Origin of the sequence: Pseudoalteromonas sp. UBA2102 (assembly GCF_002331165.1) — a bacterium.
Taxonomy (GTDB): Bacteria; Pseudomonadota; Gammaproteobacteria; order Enterobacterales; family Alteromonadaceae; genus Pseudoalteromonas; species Pseudoalteromonas atlantica.
The window spans coordinates 25,834-44,221 of sequence record NZ_DCYU01000023.1 but is presented as its reverse complement, the minus strand read 5'-3'; the positions used below and the strand labels follow the sequence as shown (position 1 = coordinate 44,221).

Annotated in this window: 19 protein-coding genes; 14 read left to right on the top strand and 5 right to left on the bottom strand. The window is 39.7% G+C overall.

What is annotated here, in order from left to right:
* Window positions 1-26 precede the first annotated feature (26 nt).
* The 3 genes from B2R65_RS02520 to B2R65_RS02510 all read right to left on the bottom strand — a co-directional run bounded on the left by B2R65_RS02520 (window position 27) and on the right by B2R65_RS02510 (window position 4,837).
* Window positions 27-338, bottom strand: coding sequence for a hypothetical protein (locus B2R65_RS02520; RefSeq protein WP_174694622.1), 312 nt, complete (start codon window positions 336-338; stop codon window positions 27-29).
* 333 nt (window positions 339-671) lie between these two features.
* On the bottom strand, window positions 672-3,752 hold the full coding sequence (locus B2R65_RS02515; protein ID WP_286740785.1) for an efflux RND transporter permease subunit: 3,081 nt from the start codon (window positions 3,750-3,752) through the stop codon (window positions 672-674).
* A gap of 2 nt (window positions 3,753-3,754) precedes the next feature.
* The gene (locus tag B2R65_RS02510; RefSeq protein WP_248531897.1) at window positions 3,755-4,837 is read right to left on the bottom strand and encodes an efflux RND transporter periplasmic adaptor subunit; all 1,083 of its coding nucleotides are present in this window, start codon (window positions 4,835-4,837) and stop codon (window positions 3,755-3,757) included.
* Between the two features lie 123 nt (window positions 4,838-4,960).
* Here B2R65_RS02510 and B2R65_RS02505 point away from each other — a divergent pair, with 123 nt between their 5' ends.
* The 3 genes from B2R65_RS02505 (at window position 4,961) to B2R65_RS02495 (ending at window position 7,266) form a co-directional block, all read left to right on the top strand.
* A complete protein-coding gene (locus B2R65_RS02505; protein WP_054981916.1) occupies window positions 4,961-5,857 on the top strand; it encodes a LysR family transcriptional regulator in 897 nt (298 codons plus the stop codon).
* Complete coding sequence (locus B2R65_RS02500) at window positions 5,847-6,158, top strand: MGMT family protein (RefSeq protein WP_248450236.1); 312 nt, start codon at window positions 5,847-5,849, stop codon at window positions 6,156-6,158. Before B2R65_RS02505 ends, B2R65_RS02500 begins: the two co-directional genes overlap by 11 nt.
* 556 nt (window positions 6,159-6,714) lie before the next feature.
* Complete coding sequence (locus tag B2R65_RS02495) at window positions 6,715-7,266, top strand: diguanylate cyclase (protein WP_264389886.1); 552 nt, start codon at window positions 6,715-6,717, stop codon at window positions 7,264-7,266.
* A gap of 302 nt (window positions 7,267-7,568) precedes the next feature.
* Here B2R65_RS02495 and B2R65_RS02490 read toward each other — a convergent pair whose 3' ends face one another.
* Together B2R65_RS02490 and trhA are read right to left on the bottom strand one after the other, a co-directional pair.
* Window positions 7,569-8,468, bottom strand: coding sequence for an SDR family oxidoreductase (locus tag B2R65_RS02490; RefSeq protein WP_055019167.1), 900 nt, complete (start codon window positions 8,466-8,468; stop codon window positions 7,569-7,571).
* Window positions 8,469-9,072: 604 nt separating this feature from the next.
* Window positions 9,073-9,702, bottom strand: a complete 630-nt coding sequence (gene trhA, locus B2R65_RS02485; protein ID WP_286740779.1) for a PAQR family membrane homeostasis protein TrhA — start codon at window positions 9,700-9,702, stop codon at window positions 9,073-9,075.
* Window positions 9,703-9,869: 167 nt separating this feature from the next.
* On the opposite strand from trhA, the gene B2R65_RS02480 reads away from it, so the two are divergent.
* The 11 genes from B2R65_RS02480 (at window position 9,870) to B2R65_RS02430 (ending at window position 18,383) form a co-directional block, all read left to right on the top strand.
* Window positions 9,870-10,229: a hypothetical protein gene (locus B2R65_RS02480; RefSeq protein WP_286740777.1), complete on the top strand. Its 360-nt coding sequence runs from the start codon at window positions 9,870-9,872 to the stop codon at window positions 10,227-10,229.
* Between the two features lie 225 nt (window positions 10,230-10,454).
* Window positions 10,455-10,733: a hypothetical protein gene (locus B2R65_RS02475; protein ID WP_054981918.1), complete on the top strand. Its 279-nt coding sequence runs from the start codon at window positions 10,455-10,457 to the stop codon at window positions 10,731-10,733.
* Between the two features lie 223 nt (window positions 10,734-10,956).
* Window positions 10,957-11,538 carry an LON peptidase substrate-binding domain-containing protein gene (locus B2R65_RS02470; protein ID WP_286740774.1) on the top strand — a complete coding sequence of 194 codons (582 nt, stop codon included), beginning with the start codon at window positions 10,957-10,959 and terminating at the stop codon, window positions 11,536-11,538.
* 69 nt (window positions 11,539-11,607) lie between these two features.
* A complete protein-coding gene (locus B2R65_RS02465) occupies window positions 11,608-12,231 on the top strand; it encodes a sigma-70 family RNA polymerase sigma factor (RefSeq protein WP_004586416.1) in 624 nt (207 codons plus the stop codon).
* A complete protein-coding gene (locus B2R65_RS02460; RefSeq protein ID WP_286740771.1) occupies window positions 12,224-12,904 on the top strand; it encodes a ChrR family anti-sigma-E factor in 681 nt (226 codons plus the stop codon). Before B2R65_RS02465 ends, B2R65_RS02460 begins: the two co-directional genes overlap by 8 nt.
* Before the next feature lie 8 nt (window positions 12,905-12,912).
* Window positions 12,913-13,866, top strand: coding sequence for a YbgA family protein (locus tag B2R65_RS02455; protein WP_096042971.1), 954 nt, complete (start codon window positions 12,913-12,915; stop codon window positions 13,864-13,866).
* Window positions 13,866-15,257, top strand: a complete 1,392-nt coding sequence (phrB, locus tag B2R65_RS02450; RefSeq protein ID WP_286740768.1) for a deoxyribodipyrimidine photo-lyase — start codon at window positions 13,866-13,868, stop codon at window positions 15,255-15,257. Before B2R65_RS02455 ends, phrB begins: the two co-directional genes overlap by 1 nt.
* Window position 15,258: 1 nt before the next feature.
* Complete coding sequence (locus tag B2R65_RS02445; protein WP_286740766.1) at window positions 15,259-15,687, top strand: nuclear transport factor 2 family protein; 429 nt, start codon at window positions 15,259-15,261, stop codon at window positions 15,685-15,687.
* 2 nt (window positions 15,688-15,689) lie between these two features.
* A complete protein-coding gene (locus B2R65_RS02440; protein ID WP_004586411.1) occupies window positions 15,690-16,400 on the top strand; it encodes an SDR family NAD(P)-dependent oxidoreductase in 711 nt (236 codons plus the stop codon).
* On the top strand, window positions 16,397-17,653 hold the full coding sequence (locus tag B2R65_RS02435) for an NAD(P)/FAD-dependent oxidoreductase (protein ID WP_286740764.1): 1,257 nt from the start codon (window positions 16,397-16,399) through the stop codon (window positions 17,651-17,653). The genes B2R65_RS02440 and B2R65_RS02435 overlap by 4 nt, the downstream gene beginning before the upstream one ends.
* Complete coding sequence (locus B2R65_RS02430; RefSeq protein ID WP_054981923.1) at window positions 17,646-18,383, top strand: DUF1365 domain-containing protein; 738 nt, start codon at window positions 17,646-17,648, stop codon at window positions 18,381-18,383. Before B2R65_RS02435 ends, B2R65_RS02430 begins: the two co-directional genes overlap by 8 nt.
* Window positions 18,384-18,388 lie beyond the last annotated feature (5 nt).

Genomic DNA, 18,388 nt, shown 5'->3' with positions numbered 1-18,388 from the left:
TCGCCTATTTATGGGGAATAACCACACTACATAGGCTCTGCCTTGCCTAAATGCCAAACACACTGCTGCAAATTTAACCTCGAAAGATAAACAGGCCCTACATAATCTTTAAAATTTGATTTAAACGTTATGCATGCGTTGTACTTTTTGTAACCGTACATCCCCCCTGCAATACTAATTATTACTGACAAAACAGGAAGCAGCTTATGTGTTAAAAAATCATAAGCGGTATTGGCAATAAAGGGGGGATCGAGATTTTCATCCCAAGCAATAAAAAATAGGGGGGGGAATAGTAAACTAGCGGTAATTATTATTCTAAAAAGTTGTTTTGCTGTCATTTGAGGGGTTATTTATAAAACACAACGCCAATATAAAGTAAAAAAAGCCCTAAATAAATGGCTAATGCAGATACGCTGTTTTTAGAGCGCAGTCGTTTAATTAAATCGTAAGTACCGTCAAACATGCCTGTTATTACCAGTGCAATACCGCCCGTGAAACGGTAGTTGTTTAAATCTACATTGCCATTTTCGTCGGTTATAAAGTGAAAATAGCCAAAGAGAATACAAATACAACCTAGTTTATTATGTCCATCTTTAACCTCGGTTTAAATAATAAAAAACGCAGCTACTGTGAGGTAAGCTGCGTTTTAAACGTGCTGTAAGGCTTTTAAATTACTTTCTAGGCTCGTAGTCTATTCTAAATACAACAGTATAAAGCACAGGTACTACGATAAGCGTAAGTATGGTTGCAAAACCTAAACCAAACATAATAGTTACCGCCATTGACTGGAAGAACACGTCAAACAACAGCGGGATCATACCTAAAATGGTGGTAATAGCCGCCATGGCTACAGGGCGTACACGGCTAACGCCAGATTCAAACACAGCTTGATAAGGCGATTTACCATCGCGAAGCTCAAGATTTATTTGATCGACCAACACTATGCCGTTTTTAATCAGCATCCCGCTTAAACTTAGTAATCCAAGTAGTGCCATAAAGCTAAATGGCGCATTCATTATTAACATGCCCGCACTCACACCAATAATGGCAAGTGGCACTGTAGCCCAAATAACTAAAGGCTGTTTAAGTGAATTGAACAGCAGTAAGGTTACCGCAAACATCGCTAAATAACCCAGCGGTAATGAGCCAAATATAGCGGCTTGTGCATCCGATGACGACTCATACTCGCCGCCCCATTCTAATTTATAGCCACGCGGTAGCTCTATTGCCTCTACGGGTCCGCGCACGCGTGCAAATAACTTAGCGGCAGTTTCATCGCCTAATACGTTGTGATCGGCCATTACCGTTATTGTGCGCTTTCGGTCGCGGCGCATAATTAGGCTGTCTTCCCATTCAACCACAAATTCGTCAACCACTTGCGTTACTGGCACAAATACACCCAATACAGGGCTGTATATTTGTAAATCGTGAACGCTTTCTACATTTAGGCGCTCATTTGCCGGTGAGCGAGCAATAATTGGCAGAAGTTGCGTACCATCGCGGTATACACCCACTTGCTTGCCAGAAAGGCTAGTAAGCAGTACATCATCAAGGTCTGACTTACTAATACCTAAACGGCGCGCTTTTTGTTCGTTAAATTGTGGACGAATCATTTTAGTACGCGCACGCCAGTCATCACGAATATTATAAGCGCCGTCGTCTAGTGCGATAACTTCTTCAGCCTGGGCGGCTAATTGTCTAAGTATTACCGGATCGGGGCCTGTAAAGCGTGCTTCAATTTTAGCATCGGTTGAGGGGCCAATTTCCATAGGCTTAATTTTAAGCTCAGCTGAAAGCGGTGTATTTTGCGAGTATTCACGCACTTTTTGCATTACTACAGCCACCGCCTCGCGGTTTTTTACTCTAATAATGAGCTGCCCGTATGACGAGTACGACTTTTGCGGTGCATAAGTAAGCATAAAGCGTGGAGCACCTTGGCCTGTAGTACTGGTTATTTCTTCAACTAGCTCTTCTTTTTGAAGGTAGTTTTCAAGCTTTTTAATTCCCTCTAGCGTTGCTCTTATGTCGGAGCCTTGTTGCTGCCAGTAATCTACATAAAACATAGGCGTGTTAGAGGCGGGGAAAAACGATTGTTTAACCGCACCAAAACCAACCACAGCCGAGCAAAGGAGCACAACCATAAGCACAAGCGTGGTTTTACGATAATGCATAGATACATCTAAAAGTGCTTTATAGCCGGTAAAAATAAAGCCTTGATATGGGTCGTCATTTTCCTCTTCGCCCTCAGCATTTTTAGCTTTTTTAAACTCATCTTGTTTAAACATTAAATTTGCAAAAAATGGCGTAAGCGTAATGGCGGTGATCCAGCTTAGTAAAAGCGATATAAACAAGACCCAAAATAAGCTACCCGCAAATTCACCGGTCGCATCAGAGCTTAAGCCAATAGGGGCAAACGCAGTAATACCAATAACTGTAGCGCCTAGTAGCGGCCATTTAGTTTGTTCTACAATATTAACCGCAGCTTTTAACTTAGTTTGGCCACGCTTTAAATTTATTAATATGCCTTCGGTTACTACTATAGCGTTATCTACCAGCATACCAAGGGCAATAATAAGCGCACCCAGAGAAATACGTTGCAGGTCTATGGCGAACAACTTCATAAATATAAAGGTGCCTAAAACGGTGAGTAATAAAATACCGCCAATTAAAATACCACTTTTTAACCCCATAAATATAAGCAGTACTACGATTACAATGGCAATCGCCTCTACTAGGCTGACAATAAAGCCATCTACCGATTTTTCTACTTCTTTAGGTTGGTTATACACCGATTCTACATGTATGCCATGTGGGCGTTGGTACTCAAGCTCTGCTAAGTGCTCGTCAATACGTTTACCTACATCTACTACGTTCACGCTATTCATAAACGAGACGCCAATTAAAAGCGCTTGTTCTGAGTTGTAGCGAATAACATTGCTGGGTACTTCTGCGTATTCTCTAAATACTTTGGCTACATCACCTAAGTAAATAAGCTCGCTAGCACCGGGTTTTGATATAAGTAGGGTTTCGAGCTCTTTAACATCTTTAAATTCGCCGGTTGGGTGAAAGCGTATAGACTCATCACCCACTCTAATTTTACCTGCGTTAGAGACTGTATTTTGCGATTGCAGTAAACCAAAAATATGGCTTGGGGCAATTCCGAGCTGCGCTAATTTACGGGTAGACACTTCAACCATTACTTGAGGCTGTTGCTCACCAGCAATGGTCACTTTACTCACACCTTTAACCAGTACGAGTTCACGCTTTAAGTAATCGGTGTAATCTTTAAGTTCATCATAAGAGTAGCCATCGCCGGTAACCGCATACATAACGCCGTATACATCACCAAAGTCATCTAAAATGGTGCTTGGGTAAACGCCACTTGGAAGTGAAGGCGCTAAGTCATTAATTTTACGGCGCATTTCATCCCAAATCTGGCGCAGCTGCTCTTTTCGGTAGGTGCTTTTCATTTCTACCGATATTTGCGACTTTCCATTTGATGAAATAGAGGTCACATAATCTACGTAGGGGAGTTGCTGAATCGCATTTTCGATAGGAAAGGTGACTTCTTCCTCTACTTGTTGTGGCGATGCACCCGGATACATAGTAATAACCATGGCGGTTTTAAGTGTAAACTCTGGGTCTTCTAGTTGGCCTAAATCAAAGTACGACACACTTCCGCCAATTAACAGCAGTAGTGCAAACATCCAGCTAATTACTTTTTTCTCTATGGAGAGTTGCGCAAAGCTCATAATTATAAGCCTCGCTCTTTATTCCATGGACGTACTTTCATGCCCTCATCTAATGAGTGCACGCCAGCAGAGACGACAATTTGGCCTTCTTTAATACCGCTTAACACTTCAATACCGTCGCGGTGTACTTGGCCCACTTTAACGGCTTGTTTATTAACAACGCCGGTTTCTGGGTTATATACCCACACATAGGCGTTATCTGACACGCTTTCTTTAGCTTCAGAAAAAACCGACTCTACCGGTAAAATAGTGTAAGCCACTTGCGAGCTGGTTACTTTTGATAAATCGATAAATACACGGCCCGTCATCCCTGCAAGTAGGTTAAAGTCTTTAGGCACTGGTAGCGAAAAAACAACTTTGTAGGTAAGCGTAGTAGGATCGGCCTGCGTGTCCCACTCTTTTAAATCAAGGGTGTACTCTTTATTATCATAACCGTCAAACACAACGGTAGGGTGGTAGTCACTGCCTTTTTTAATGCGCGCTATTATTTTTTCAGGAACTTGGATTTCCACATCCATTAAATCGCGGGTTTCTAGGCGTAAAATGTTTTGCTTGGCTTGAATGTTTTCAAAGTTTTTAACAAATACTTTGGCTACAGTTCCTGCAAATGGGGCGCGCAGCTCACTGTATTCTAGGTTGGTTTCGGCAATTTTAAAGGCAGACTCTGCCACTTGCATATTGGCCAATGCTTCATCGTACTCTGATTGACTCGCGATTCTTTTTTCAAGTAATTGTTCAATGCGGCTAAGTTGTGATTTAGCAAGCTCATAACGGGCTTTTCTATCATCGTACTGTAACTGAAAGTCTTCTGGGTCAAGCTTTGCTAAAAGTTGTCCTTTTTCAACTTCTTCACCTGCTAATACCGGAAACTCTACCAGTTCACCATTGACTCTAAATGCTAAGTACGAGCCTTGGTTAGCAACCACTTCAGCAGGAAAACTGCGCACATTTGTTTGCGAATCATGTCCTATATTGAATAACTTTACAGGCCTAATGGGCTCTTCTTTTACTTGCTTTTCTGGCTCAGAACAGGCCATTAAGGTAAGTAAAGTCGTAGTAAGTATACATAGACGAAAGAGTTTCATGTCTTCTCCGTGGCAATGATGGGCAAAATAATTAAGTGCAGGATACGCCGCAACCATATAAAATAAAATTCATTAAATTTTAGAAACATAATAAGTTTTATTTATGATCATGTTGAGCGCAGTATGAAGCTGAATCAATTACAAATTTTAGATGCCATTGTACAAAGTGCAAGTTTAAGTGGCGCGGCGCTTAAATTACATAAAACTCAACCTGCGCTTACCTTAGCAATTAAAAACTTAGAGGCAAAAATTGGCTTTGAACTACTTGATAGAAGTAAGTACCGATTACAGTTAACTGAAAAAGGGCGTGTTTTTCATCGTGAAGCACAACAATTATTGCATGCAAATGATGAGCTAGCACAGCTTGCTAAAGAGCTTGCACTGGGTAACGAGCCACAATATCGAATTTGCTACGAGCAAATTTGTCAAAAAGACAGTTATAACGAGATCATAAGTAATACTTTTAGACTATTTAAGCGTACAGAGTTTAATTTAACCAGTGGCAAACGCTTTGTCTCTTTAGAGCAAGTAAATAGTGGGCAAGTGGAGTTAGGCATAGGCCCCTGGTTTGACTTATTTCATGCAACAGGGCACTTAGAAAGCCTACCAATTGGTAAATTAAACATTGGAATTATTGCATCTACTAAAGCGTTTCCTAAGTACATGACCTTTAATGAGCTACAAAATTACCCGTGTTTGGCCATGTTTGAAAGTGACTTAAGCATAGACAGCGACAAGCTTTCTTACTCAAAAGGCTCTGCCTTAATGAAGATTGACGATGTAACCAATTTAAAGTCGTTTTTGCTTGCTGGTGCCGGCTGGGCAATGATGAACATAGACTATTGCGCCCCTGAAATAGAAGCTGGGCTGTTGCAGCAAATACAGATAAACGACAGAGAAGATGAGTTTGGCATAGAAGTACGTGCATTTAGGCGTGATGCAATACACCATGGCCCTGTTGCGCGCTCTATTTGGGAGCAATTTAAAGTACTCAGTGAGGCGTACGTTAATGACCGCTGATATTGATAAAGAAACCCTCATTTACACCATTATTGCAAATATACCTGTAGGTTTTGTAGCAAGTTACGGGCAAGTAGCAACGCTTGCCGGTTATCCGCAAAATTCACGCTTAGTAGGGCGCCTTTTAAAGCAAATGCCAGATGATTCTGTTATACCGTGGCACAGAGTAGTAAATAGCCAAGGTAAAATATCATTCCCTGCAGGCAGTGATAAATACCAAGAGCAGCGCCAAAAGCTATTATTAGAAGGGGTTAGCTTTAAAAACGACAAAGTAAATATGCGCGAGTGTAGATGGCAGTAATGAACGTATTATCGTAAAAGAGCTTTTAAAGGCTGCTTTATTACAAGTATGCGGCTTACTTTTTTGTTTTTAGCTATCGTAAATCTACAACAAATAGGGTTATTCAGCTTCTAGTTTTACCTTTACCACAACCTCCTTATCTAGCTTTGTGAATGAAAAACTTACAATGATAAGCGATATATTTTCTATTTTTTACACAATAAAAATATATACGGCAAAGTAAAAAACACCTCTACACCTACCTATAGCTAAAATGGCATTAAAACAATTAAGCGTCGAGATTTGGCATAGCACTTGAACTACTTATTAGTTGTAAATAGATATTGAGCATACCAAATGCTCGCTCAAGGGCGCGTTTAAAATGGTATCTCATTAGCAAAAAGGTAAAAGCGTAAAAACGTAAGTAATCCTCAAGCCATCTTAAAAGTGACTGATAAATTATTTGAAAAGTATGTTTTTTCACATCGCTAGTGATGAATAATCCAGGTGATGAAGTGTAAATATTTAGTTTTAAGCATGAGGGTTATTAAAACCAAATATTAAGGACTAACAAACTATGACTGACCCAACTTTATTGATTTTGATGTATTTTGTGATCCCTGTTTGGCTTGCTGCTGGTATTGCTGATTGGTTTTGTCATCGACGTAGTAATATTTCTACAACCAGCGGTGCTAAAGAGTCATTTATTCATTTATTAATGTTTGCCGAAGTGGGCATTCCGTTAATCCTCGTTTTAATTTTTGAAGTTAATAGTTTGATTATTGCCATTTGTATTGTGTTGTTTTTTCTGCATGAGCTTACAGCAATGTGGGATGTAACTTATGCAGTAAGTAAGCGAAGGGTAGGGCCGGTAGAGCAACATATACACAGTTTTTTAGAAATGATACCCCTGTTAGCTTTGGTATTAATTATTGCGCGCCATTGGGAGCAATTTACCGCTTTATTTACTCCAGGCGGCTTTCCTCCTGACTTTACGCTACAATTAAAAGCCTCTCCTTTACCAATAACTTACTTGGCAACGGTACTATTTATAGCACTTGCGCTAGAATTTACGCCTTATTTAGAAGAGTTCATTCGCGGTATACGTGCTAAAAAAGATAACACTTAATCTGCTTGGGTTATTTAAGCAGTTAATTTATGCGTGTCTAAATAGGCACGCTCTTGCTCACACTGAGCTAAATAGGCACGCTCTTGCTCACACTGAGCTAAATAGTGCTGTATGAGCACAGGTTTTAGTACCAAGCTAAGGTGCTGTTTAAGGTATTGTTAACCAGAGCCTCACCAATACTTAGTGGGGCTTATTTAGGTATAATTGAAAAAAGGCTAGGTAATAATAGCGGCGTAAATACGCCACTATTATTTTATAAAATCAATAAGCTAAGATTAACTAATATAAGAGAACCAGCATGATTAAGGTAGATGCTGCCCACCTGTCACGCCCATTATTTCAGCGGTAATGTAACTTGACTCTTGCGATGCTAAGTAGACATAGGTGGGTGCTAGTTCAGCAGGCTGACCTGGTCTGCCTAATGGTACGTTATCACCAAATTCAGGCAATTTTTTAGCCGGTTGGCCGCCACTTTGTTGAAGCGGGGTCCAAATTGGCCCTGGAGCAACCCCATTAACCCTAATGCCTTTATCAATCACCATTTTTGCTAAGCTTTTAGTAAAGCTTGTAATTGCGCCTTTAGTCGATGCGTAATCAAGAAGCCCAGCAGAGGGTTGATAGCATTGGATAGAGGTTGTATTAATAATACTAGCGCCCGGTGGCATATGTTTTACCGCCGCCTTTGTTATCCAAAACATAGCAAATACATTTGTTGCATATGTTTGGCAAAATTGCTCGGTAGATAAATCGTCTAACTCTGCAACAAACTGTTGCTTACCCGCATTATTCACTAATATGTCGATTGAGCCTAAGTTTTCAACGCTTTGCGCCACAAGGTCGTTACAAAAACTCTCATCGGAGATATCGCCTGCAATTCCCCAAGCTTTGCTACCGCTGGCTTTTAATATATCGAGTGTTTCTTTCGCATCGGCTTCTTCGCTGGCTAAGTAATTAATAACCACATCGGCACCTTCTCTGGCAAATGCAATGGCAACCGCTCTGCCAATGCCCGAGTCGCCCCCGGTGATCAACGCCTTGCGGCCCTTTAATCTGTCGCTACCTACATAGGTATCTTCGCCGTGATCTGCTTTAGGTTTTAAAATTTCATCTAGGCCTGGGTCTGGTTGATCACTGTCTTTTTCGGTCCGTCCCATTTGGTATTGGCTTCTAGGGTCTTGCATAGTAAATTGGTTAGTTGGCATATCAACGTCTCCTTTAACGTAAAGTTTAAGTTGGATTAACTGCATGTAATCACAAAGAGCCTTATGGCATATAACGCAGCAAAGCGTGTTACCTATCTCTTTGCTTGGGGGAATAGACGTAAAAGTGGGTGTGGTTGTAAAATATTGAGTATAAGTAGCAACTTACTAATCTAGCACTTGCCTCAATTGTAGAGTCAGCTTGGAATGCGCCCACTTTGTATCTCCTTTAACGTATTTGCTTGGCCAAGGTTTTACTGATCATTTATATTGAAGGAGCAATAGATATGCCATAGTGTTACATTTAAAATATGAAGCTATGTCACTTATTTTAATGCATTTATTTTTAAACTAAGAAAAGAGTAAGTGAATAAAATGGGTAAAAAATGGATAAGAGTACCGAAAATGTTACACGCTGTTTATCGAGCTAGTTAATTATGCGAGTAAGGACAGTGATAGGCTTATAGTCAAAGCCGTAAATAACAGCGTCTTAAATTAAGGCGGTGATATCGCTTAAGCTACAACGCGCTTTTATCGCGCTTTTATATAAAGGGTAGCCAAATTATTGCGGTTTATGTGCATAGCGTAAAATTACTAATTACATGCATTAATACACGTAATTAGTAATTGAAATGTAGTGGCACACACACCCAGCTATTACAAAGAGGTGCCAAATTGCGTGGCTAAATTGAGTGCTTTTAGCGCTATAAAATAATGTTCCTAAGCTATAAAAAATGCCACCGGCCAGTAACCAGTACAGTGCTTTTACATCAATATTTAAATAAAGTGGGTATACAATCGCAAGGGCAAACCAGCCCATAAGTAAGTAGGTAGCCAGCGAGACTTTTTTATTACCATTTTTAATCAGCACTTTATAAGCAACGCCACCAAGCGCGACTGCCCAAATAAAACTCAGTGTCCCCCAAGACCACAATCCATTAAGAGATAGCAATAAAAATGGGGTGTACGTACCCGCTATTAATACGTAAATAGCGCAGTGATCGCACTTTTTATAAAACGCGCGTAATTTTGACTGTACACTGGCGTGATAAAGTGTGGATGATAAAAACAATACAAATAAACTAGCCCCATATACAGCGGTGCTAATATAAGCTTTTACGCTGGTGGCTTGTTTAAATAAATCCCACATTACAAACACAGCAAAAAAGATACCCAGTGCATGGCTTAATACATTGAGTTTTTCTTCTTTGCGAGAATAGGGTGCATCTATAGTCATACTAGTCCTACCACTTATTAATTAAACTTGAGTGTACAGGTGTACGCTCAATGTTTCAATGTCAGCATTGATACTGTAAATTAGTCACCGTACTTTTATTGATTTTAAAGGGAATTAATCGGGTATAGTGTGGTCGTATAGTCTCAATTAATTAAGGCACGTTTATCATGAAAAAAGAGCTCAAAGCCGTTTTACTTACTGCCATTGTGTATCCTGGGGCAGGGCATTTTTCGCTTAAAAAGCATTTAATAGGCTGTATTTTTGCAGGTGTATTCACGCTACTTTTGTTTATGACATTAGGTGATATTTTGGCTATAGCGCAATGTAGCGCAAATGAAATTTTAGCAGGTAAAATTCCGATGACGGCTTCAGGCATTTTACAAGCCGCCCGTAATCCATCAGGTGAATGTGCTCAGCTTGGGGAATATAAATATCTTCCTTTAATGGTGGTCATTTGGTTACTAAGTATGGTTGATGCTTATCGGTTAGGTAAAAAAGTTAAACCCGATACGCAAACTAAAAAGTAATGGTAGTCGTTGTTTTAAACTGCAAATAGTGAACTAAAAATATTTACTAATAGTTAGTCAAAAAATTAAAAAGGTTAGTTAAATTAACCAAGCCTGAATACTGCGTTGCTATATGGCTTTTGATATAGTCTTTAAATATCAATGATTTAATTTTTATTTTTCTGTTGGCACAACCCTTGATTATGTTATTGCGTCTAAACAATATACACAACAAGGAATACCATTATGAAACATTCAATTAAAATCGCTATGGCAAGTTTATTAGTATTAGGTTCTTCGCAAGTACATGCGAGTGAAGTGGACCTAGATGTAACTGATATTATAACGCAAAACGTAACAAGCTATATTAATCAAGCAACGGCAGAGCTTGAGCAATCAATTTCGCAGAGCCTTAGTTTTGATGCCCAGGCAGTACTTGAGCAATTTGTAAATCAAGCGCAAGAACAAGCTGACGTTACCACGCAGTCTACAATGCCGGTAACTACGCAAATTAAAGCTAAATAAGTGTAAAAGGATAAGACGATGAGTAACGAATTAGGATTATTTGCACTTATGTTGGCGCCTGTTGTAAGCATGATTAGTGTTTACTATATGGTTCAAGTAATAAAAAGTATGGGAAGTTGGATCAACTTTTAATTTATAGGTAAATAATTCGATTTGAGTAAGCTGATCGACTTAGTAAAAGCGCACGTAAATAAAGGCAGTGTAATTTAAAGAAGTAGACTTTATGAAACGTGCGATTTTCCCATTACCAATATTTGTGTTACCAGAAGGCTATACGCGTTTGCGTATATTTGAGCCTAGGTATTTAAACATGGTAAAAGCCGCACTACAAAATAATGTCGGTTTTGTACTGTGCACCTACCAGCACGACACGCCATTTAATATTAGCGCTCAGGGCTGTTTAGTCGATATTATCGACTTTGATCAAGACCCTAGCAATATGCTACTCATTGATGTGTACGCTGCTAAAAGCGTGCAAATAAATGACGTATACCAAGATGAAAGTGAATTGCGCCATGGCTTATTAAGCGATTGCAATACGCCGTATTGGTACAATGACTCACACAGTGAAATTTCGGCTAATAATCAACGCTTGTCTGATTCTTTGCAGGACATATTTTTAAACAATAAAGAGCTTTCTAGTTTATATAGGCAAACCAAGTTTGATAATTTAGCCTGGGTAGCTGCGCGCTGGCTTGAACTATTACCTATATCTATTGATAAAAAACAGCAACTTGCGTTCGAAAGTAACTTTGCTAACTTACTAAACTTCCTCCATACTGTGATCAACAATGAATTTGCCTAAAATAATGTGATCTGCGTTTAATTGCTTGGCGTATAGATATGTACAAAAGCATACACGGGATTAATTATTATGGTAAGTCAACAACCCTCACCACGTTGTGAACCTAATACAGGTAAATATACTGCCATGCCAGAAACGCCAAGTGCAGAGCTTATGCAAGCTCTGCTTGATGTAGCTACTTCGCGAGACAAAAGAGCGTTTGCTTACTTATTTGAATACTTTTCGCCAAAAATCAAACGCTTTGGAATTAAGCAATTTGGCTCTGAGGCACAAGCAATGGAGCTTGTACAAGAAACATTAACCTCAGTGTGGCGTAAAGCGCATTTGTATCACAGCGATAAAGGGGCTGCGACGACCTGGGTATATACCGTAATGCGTAATGCCTCATTTGATATGCTTCGTAAAATGAAAAGTAATAAAGAAGAAAATATAAGCGAAGATATTTGGCCACTTATTAACGAATCTCAAGATACAACACTTGAATTTAGCGACCACTTGGAAGATCAACAAATTAAACGATACCTAGACAAACTACCAACCGCACAGCGAGAGGTCGTCCGAGGCGTTTATTTCCAAGATATGTCGCAAGAGCAACTTGCTCAACAATTAAATATTCCTGTAGGCACGGTAAAATCACGATTGCGTTTAGCCTTGCAAAAATTACGTAATGAAATGGGAGATCAGCATGATTAAACATCACCCTAGTGAATCTTTACTAGCACAATATTCTTCAGCGCAGTTACCTGCATCGTTAAGCGTTGCGGTATCTATACACGTTGATATGTGCCCGGTTTGCCAAGCAAAAGTGGCAAAACTTGAAGCCGCTAATGCAAAGGATGTATTTAGCGATGCGTCATACGCCCCTGATACATTAAATTTAAGTAATGATTTACAAGCGCCAGATTTTGACGCTGACCTGCTAGATTTGATAACCGCCGATGCTAGCATTGATGAAGTTTACGAAGTTGAGCCGGTAACCGTACAAGTTAACGAGCATAACTACGAATTACCACGCGCCTTAACACGCATTTCGCATGGGCGTTTTACGCAAGTGGGTAAGCTTGCTCGCTCTCGCGTTGCTATTGATGATGGCCCATTGCGCTCAAGCCTTTTACATATTGGCGCAGGGGGCGAAATCCCCGAGCATACTCATACTGGCTTTGAAATAACCTTGCTACTTGATGGTGAGTTTAGTGATGAAGAGGGCAGTTACGTGCCAGGAGACTTCATTTGGCAAGATGGCTCTCATCAGCACACTCCACTTACAAAAGATGGCTGTTTATGCTTTACAGTAGTCAGTAGTGCGCTACATTTTAATAAAGGGCTCAGTAAGTTACTTAATCCTATAGGTAACTTGATTTATTAAGAGAATTTATGCAAACAGACACAATAAAAATAGGTATTAGCGCCTGCTTAGCAGGCGAAAAAGTACGTTTTGATACAGGCCATAAAAAGTCTAACTTTTGTATGGATGAGCTTGGAAAACATGTAGAGTACACGCGTTTTTGCCCAGAGGTAGCCGTAGGGTTACCTATTCCTCGGCCAACCATACGCCAAGTACGTGTGGGCGATACAATAAAAGTATGTCGCCCAGATGGCACTGGCGATGTTGGGCCTAAGCTAACTGAATACGGTAAAAAAGTAGCCACAGAGCAAGCTAAAAACCTAAGTGGTTTTGTTTTTTGTGCGAAAAGCCCAAGCTGCGGTATGGAAAGAATTAAAATTTATAACGAAGCGGGCACCGGCAATACCTCTGAAGGCGTTGGTTTTTTTGCTGAGCAAATAATGAAGCACAATCCATTACTGCCATGTGAAGAAAACGGCCGCTTAAACGACATGCATTTACGCGAAAACTTTGTAATGCGCGTGTACGCCTATAAACAGTGGCAGTTATTAGCTTCTGAGCCGCTCACAGTGCATAAGCTTACCCAGTTTCATTCGCAATATAAGTACTTATTAATGGCTCATAATTATCAAGCTTACCGCGACTTAGGTAATTTACTTGGTACTTATAAAGGTGATGATATTAACGCTTTAGCAGATGAGTACATTCTTGGGTTAATGAACGGCCTTAAAAAGCCTGCATCACGTAGGAATAACTGCAACACGTTAATGCACTTGCAGGGCTACTTTAAAAAAGACTTATCTAAGGTTGAAAAGCAAGAGCTACGCGATGCCATCGATGAATACCGTCAAGGTTTAGTGCCTTTGTACGTACCGCTTACTTTGTTAAAACATCACTTAAAAGTACATCCTAATGAATACCTAGAAAAGCAGGTGTTTTTTAATCCTTACCCTAATGAACTAAAATTACGTTACGGCATATAATGAATACACTTTTTTGGTTTAGGCGCGATTTGCGCCTTTTTTCTAACGAAGCGCTTATTGAAGCGCTAAATAATGGCGCTAAACAGGCCATTTTTTTTATCTGCGAAAAGCAATGGCAACAACACAACGCCGCTCCCATTCAAATAGATTTACTAAAAAGACGCCTCAATTATATACGCGAGCAGCTAGCGCAGTACGCAATAGAGCTGCATATTATTGATGCCCCTTACTTTGACGATTGTGAAAGTGCGCTTTTATCATTTTGTGATAAACATCAGGTAGAACATGTAATTGCCAATAAAGAGTATGAGTTAAATGAAGTAAATCGTGATGCGCAAATACTTGCAAAGTGTGATGATAAAAATATTACTTTTACCCTCTATGAGGGAGATATAATAGCGCCTGTAGGCAGTGTTAAAAACCAAAGTAACGAAATGTACAAAGTGTTTACGCCATTTAAAAAACAGTGGCTTAAACAACACCAAGATACTCACTTTAGCTTATTACCGTGGCCTTTAAAAAAACAGCCGATAAATAACAACGCACAGGCAATTAAAAGTGATGGCAGCTCAGAAAAATGGCCAGTTGATGATGAAAGCTTAGCAACCATTGTTGATAATTTTATTTGCGACAAATTAAGTAGCTACGACGAACAGCGTGATATACCCAGCATTAAAGGCACATCGGGTTTAAGCCCTTATTTAGCTCTGGGTATTATAAGCCCTAAGCAGTTACTGGTTAATATTCAAAACCGCTACCCAGATATTTTAACAACATCTAAAAGTAAAACGTTTACTTGGGTAAACGAGCTTATTTGGCGCGAATTTTATCGTCATTTAATTGCGCAATTTCCTAAGCTTTCTCGTGGTGATAACTTTAACGAAAAGTACAATGGCGTTAAATGGCGTAAAAACGAGGCTGAGTTTAAAGCCTGGTGCGAGGGGAAAACAGGTTACCCACTCGTTGATGCAGCGATGAGACAGTTAGTTCAAACCGGCTGGATGCATAACCGTTTAAGAATGGTAGTTGCCAGCTTTTTGACCAAACATTTATTAATTGATTGGCGTGAAGGCGAGCAGTTTTTTATACAGCACCTTATTGATGGCGATTTAGCCTCTAATAATGGCGGTTGGCAGTGGGCTGCAAGCACTGGCTGTGACGCGCAGCCTTATTTTCGCGTATTTAATCCTATCACTCAAAGTGAGCGCTTTGATCCTAATGGTAAATTTATACGTAAATATTTACCAGAGCTTGAAAAAGTGCCAGATAAACATATTCATTTTCCTCATGCTTATTTAGCGTCAATAGGGGCTGATAATCAATGTTACTGGCCGGCAATCGTAGATCATAAAGCAGCTCGCGAACGTGCAATAGCTGCATTTAAGGGGTGATATGGAAACAGCATTACCGGTAGCAAAATTTGTAGACATATATCAACAACTCGATAAATCAAACCTGCATTTGCTTAATGATATTTACAGCGAGCAAATTAAATTTAAAGACCCAATGCACGAAATACACGGGCTAAGCGAGCTTACCCGATATTTTTCTAATCTATATAGTAATGTTAAGCATTGTCAGTTTGATATTAGTGACACCTACGAGCGTGATGATAAAGCATTTTTGTATTGGACTATGCATTACGCCCACCCAAAACTGGCTTCTGGCAAAACTATATCTGTAGAAGGGCACAGCAAGCTGGTATTTAAAGAGGGTAAAATTATTAGCCACCGCGACTATTTTAATGTAGCTGAAATGCTATACAAGCATATTCCTATTTTGGGTGGCGTTATAAATTACATAGATAAACGAGCAGGGTAGCGATGAATATTTTAATTACAGGTGCAACCTCAGGTATTGGCGAGCAGCTTGCAATAAAGTACGCTCAGCAAGGCAACACGGTAATTGCTTGCGGTAGAAACCTTGAAAAGTTAGCTGAGCTTGAAAAACACACCAATATTAAAGCGTGTCAGTTTGATGCCACAGACCTTAAAGACATAAAGCAAGCAACCCTGGGGTTTAGTGCTTTTGATAAGGTTATTCTTAACGCTGGTAACTGTGAGTATGTAGATGATGCCCGTAACTTTGACAGCGCTTTGTTTGAGCGAGTTATTTCAGTAAACCTGCTGGCAATGGGCTACTGCCTAGAGGCACTATTACCAAAAATTAGTGCGGGCGGACAACTTGTACTTGTTAGCTCAAGCGTTACGTATTTACCTCTGCCACGCTCTGAGGCTTATGGCGCATCTAAAGCCGGAGTAAGCTATTTAGCGAAAAGCTTAGCAATCGACTTAAACGATGTTGATGTTACGTTGGTGCACCCTGGTTTTGTTAAAACCCCCCTTACTGATAAAAACGATTTCCCAATGCCTATGGCCGTCACTGCAACAGAGGCCGCCGATTATATGATTAAGGGGATCAATAAACGCCGTAAAGAAGTTCATTTTCCTTATCGGTTTACGCTTATTTTAAAAGCATTACGTATTTTACCGTTACCACTTTGGTTACGTTTAGCAAAAGGATTAGCCCGTTGAAAAAAATAGCAATAATAGGTTCTGGCGTATCGGGTTTAACCTGTGCTCATTTACTGCACAAGCATTACGATATTACCGTATTTGAAAAAAACGATTACATTGGTGGTCATACCGCGACAGTAGAGATATCGGATGCTGGGGTTAAACGCGCAATAGACACGGGCTTTATAGTATTCAATGACCGCACTTACCCGTACTTTGAAAAACTACTCGCGCGCATTGGCGTAGACAGACAAGAAACACAAATGAGCTTTAGTGTTCATAATCAAGCAAGTGGTTTTGAGTACAACGGACACACCTTTGCCAGCTTATTCGCTCAAAAAAGAAATATATTTAGGCCTAAGTTTTGGCGCTTATTAAGCGATATAGTTAAGTTTAATAAATTATGTAAAGCAATGCACAGCGAGCAAAACTACCTTAAAGATCAAACACTGGGTCAGTTATTAGATACGCACGGCTTTAATGACTTTTTTAAATACCATTACATTTTACCTATGGGGGCGGCAATTTGGTCAACCAGCATCAAAGAGATGCAAAATGTAGGGGTTGAGTTTTTTGTAAACTTTTTTTACAACCATGGCTTACTTGATGTTACAAACAGGCCGCAGTGGTATGTAATCCCTGGTGGGTCTAAGCAATACATTAAGCCGCTTATTAAAGGTTTTGCAGAGCGGATAAAACTAAATACCGACATTGAGACGGTTACGCGTGTAGATAATAAAGTAATTATTACTCTTGAAAATGGCGAACAAGCTGAATTTGATAAAGTGGTATTTGCGTGTCACTCAGATCAAGCCCTTGCATTACTTGGTGATGCGACTGAGCAAGAACACGCTGTATTAGGTGCAATCCCTTATACCGAAAACTCGGTAGTACTGCATACAGATACCAGTTTACTGCCAGATAGAAAAGCCGCCTGGGCTAGCTGGAATTACTTACTAAACGAAAACACCGACAAAGCAGCGGTTGTTACATACCAAATGAATATACTGCAAGGTATAGACTCAGATACACAATTTTGTGTAACCCTTAATCACTTAGAAGGGATTAACAAAGCAAATATATTACGTGAGTTTACTTATCATCACCCTGTTTTTAACGAAGCATCCATTGCCGCACAAAAACTCAAGCACACTGTTGATGGCCAAAATAATAGCTATTTTTGTGGTGCTTATTGGTATAACGGTTTTCATGAAGATGGTGTTCGCAGTGGGGTAGATGTGGCTAAGCAATTAGGTGTTGAATTTGAATAGCGCTGTATACTTAGGCGATGTAAGGCACAGGCGCTTTGCGGTAAAAAACCATCAGTTTAAATACCCGCTTTATATGATGTGGGTAGATTTAAAAAATCCGTTATTGCTTAATAACATTCACCCTATGTTAGGTACTTTTGGGTTTAAAGCACTGCGTTTTAATCAAGCCGATTATTTAAACACACTGCCAAACTCAGAGCCATTAAGTATTATTGAACGTGCACAGTGCCAAATAGAAAAACTAGGCGTTAAAGAGACGTTTTCGCATATTTATATGCTTGGCCAACTTAGGTGTATGGGCATTTATTTTAGCCCTGTAAATTTTTACTTTTACGGTAATAGCACCGATAACTTTAAATATATGGTGGCTGAGGTAAGCAATACGCCGTGGAATGAGCGCCATTATTATTTGGTGCCCTTACAAAAAAAAGTGAACTTTAAGAAGGCTTTCTCCGTATCACCCTTTATGAATTTAGATATGGACTACCATTGGCAAGTACAACATACAGCCGATAACACATTAATTCATATAGAAAATAAACGTGGGGATGAGTTGTTATTCGACGCGTCTTTACGATTAAAGCGAAGTCAGTTAACGAAGCAAGAAGTTAATAAATTATTAAAAAAATTTCCTGCGATGACTTTGTCTATTTTCAAAGGTATTTATGTGCAAGCACTTAAGCTGTTTATTAAAAGGGTTCCTTTTTTAGGTCATTCAGGAAAACCTTAGTATAG

Excerpts from the sequence above, each read along its gene's own strand:
- B2R65_RS02480 (WP_286740777.1), top strand. The coding sequence starts at position 9,870 with ATGAAAAAAGAGCTCAAAGCCGTTTTACTTACTGCCATTGTGTATCCT.
- B2R65_RS02455 (WP_096042971.1), top strand. The coding sequence starts at position 12,913 with ATGCAAACAGACACAATAAAAATAGGTATTAGCGCCTGCTTAGCAGGC.
- B2R65_RS02460 (WP_286740771.1), top strand. The coding sequence starts at position 12,224 with ATGATTAAACATCACCCTAGTGAATCTTTACTAGCACAATATTCTTCA.
- B2R65_RS02470 (WP_286740774.1), top strand. The coding sequence starts at position 10,957 with ATGAAACGTGCGATTTTCCCATTACCAATATTTGTGTTACCAGAAGGC.
- B2R65_RS02520 (WP_174694622.1), bottom strand. The coding sequence starts at position 338 with ATGACAGCAAAACAACTTTTTAGAATAATAATTACCGCTAGTTTACTA.
- trhA (WP_286740779.1), bottom strand. The coding sequence starts at position 9,702 with ATGACTATAGATGCACCCTATTCTCGCAAAGAAGAAAAACTCAATGTA.
- B2R65_RS02465 (WP_004586416.1), top strand. The coding sequence starts at position 11,608 with ATGGTAAGTCAACAACCCTCACCACGTTGTGAACCTAATACAGGTAAA.
- B2R65_RS02510 (WP_248531897.1), bottom strand. The coding sequence starts at position 4,837 with ATGAAACTCTTTCGTCTATGTATACTTACTACGACTTTACTTACCTTA.
- phrB (WP_286740768.1), top strand. The coding sequence starts at position 13,866 with ATGAATACACTTTTTTGGTTTAGGCGCGATTTGCGCCTTTTTTCTAAC.
- B2R65_RS02445 (WP_286740766.1), top strand. The coding sequence starts at position 15,259 with ATGGAAACAGCATTACCGGTAGCAAAATTTGTAGACATATATCAACAA.
- B2R65_RS02505 (WP_054981916.1), top strand. The coding sequence starts at position 4,961 with ATGAAGCTGAATCAATTACAAATTTTAGATGCCATTGTACAAAGTGCA.
- B2R65_RS02440 (WP_004586411.1), top strand. The coding sequence starts at position 15,690 with ATGAATATTTTAATTACAGGTGCAACCTCAGGTATTGGCGAGCAGCTT.
- B2R65_RS02500 (WP_248450236.1), top strand. The coding sequence starts at position 5,847 with ATGACCGCTGATATTGATAAAGAAACCCTCATTTACACCATTATTGCA.
- B2R65_RS02475 (WP_054981918.1), top strand. The coding sequence starts at position 10,455 with ATGAAACATTCAATTAAAATCGCTATGGCAAGTTTATTAGTATTAGGT.
- B2R65_RS02515 (WP_286740785.1), bottom strand. The coding sequence starts at position 3,752 with ATGAGCTTTGCGCAACTCTCCATAGAGAAAAAAGTAATTAGCTGGATG.
- B2R65_RS02490 (WP_055019167.1), bottom strand. The coding sequence starts at position 8,468 with ATGCCAACTAACCAATTTACTATGCAAGACCCTAGAAGCCAATACCAA.
- B2R65_RS02495 (WP_264389886.1), top strand. The coding sequence starts at position 6,715 with ATGACTGACCCAACTTTATTGATTTTGATGTATTTTGTGATCCCTGTT.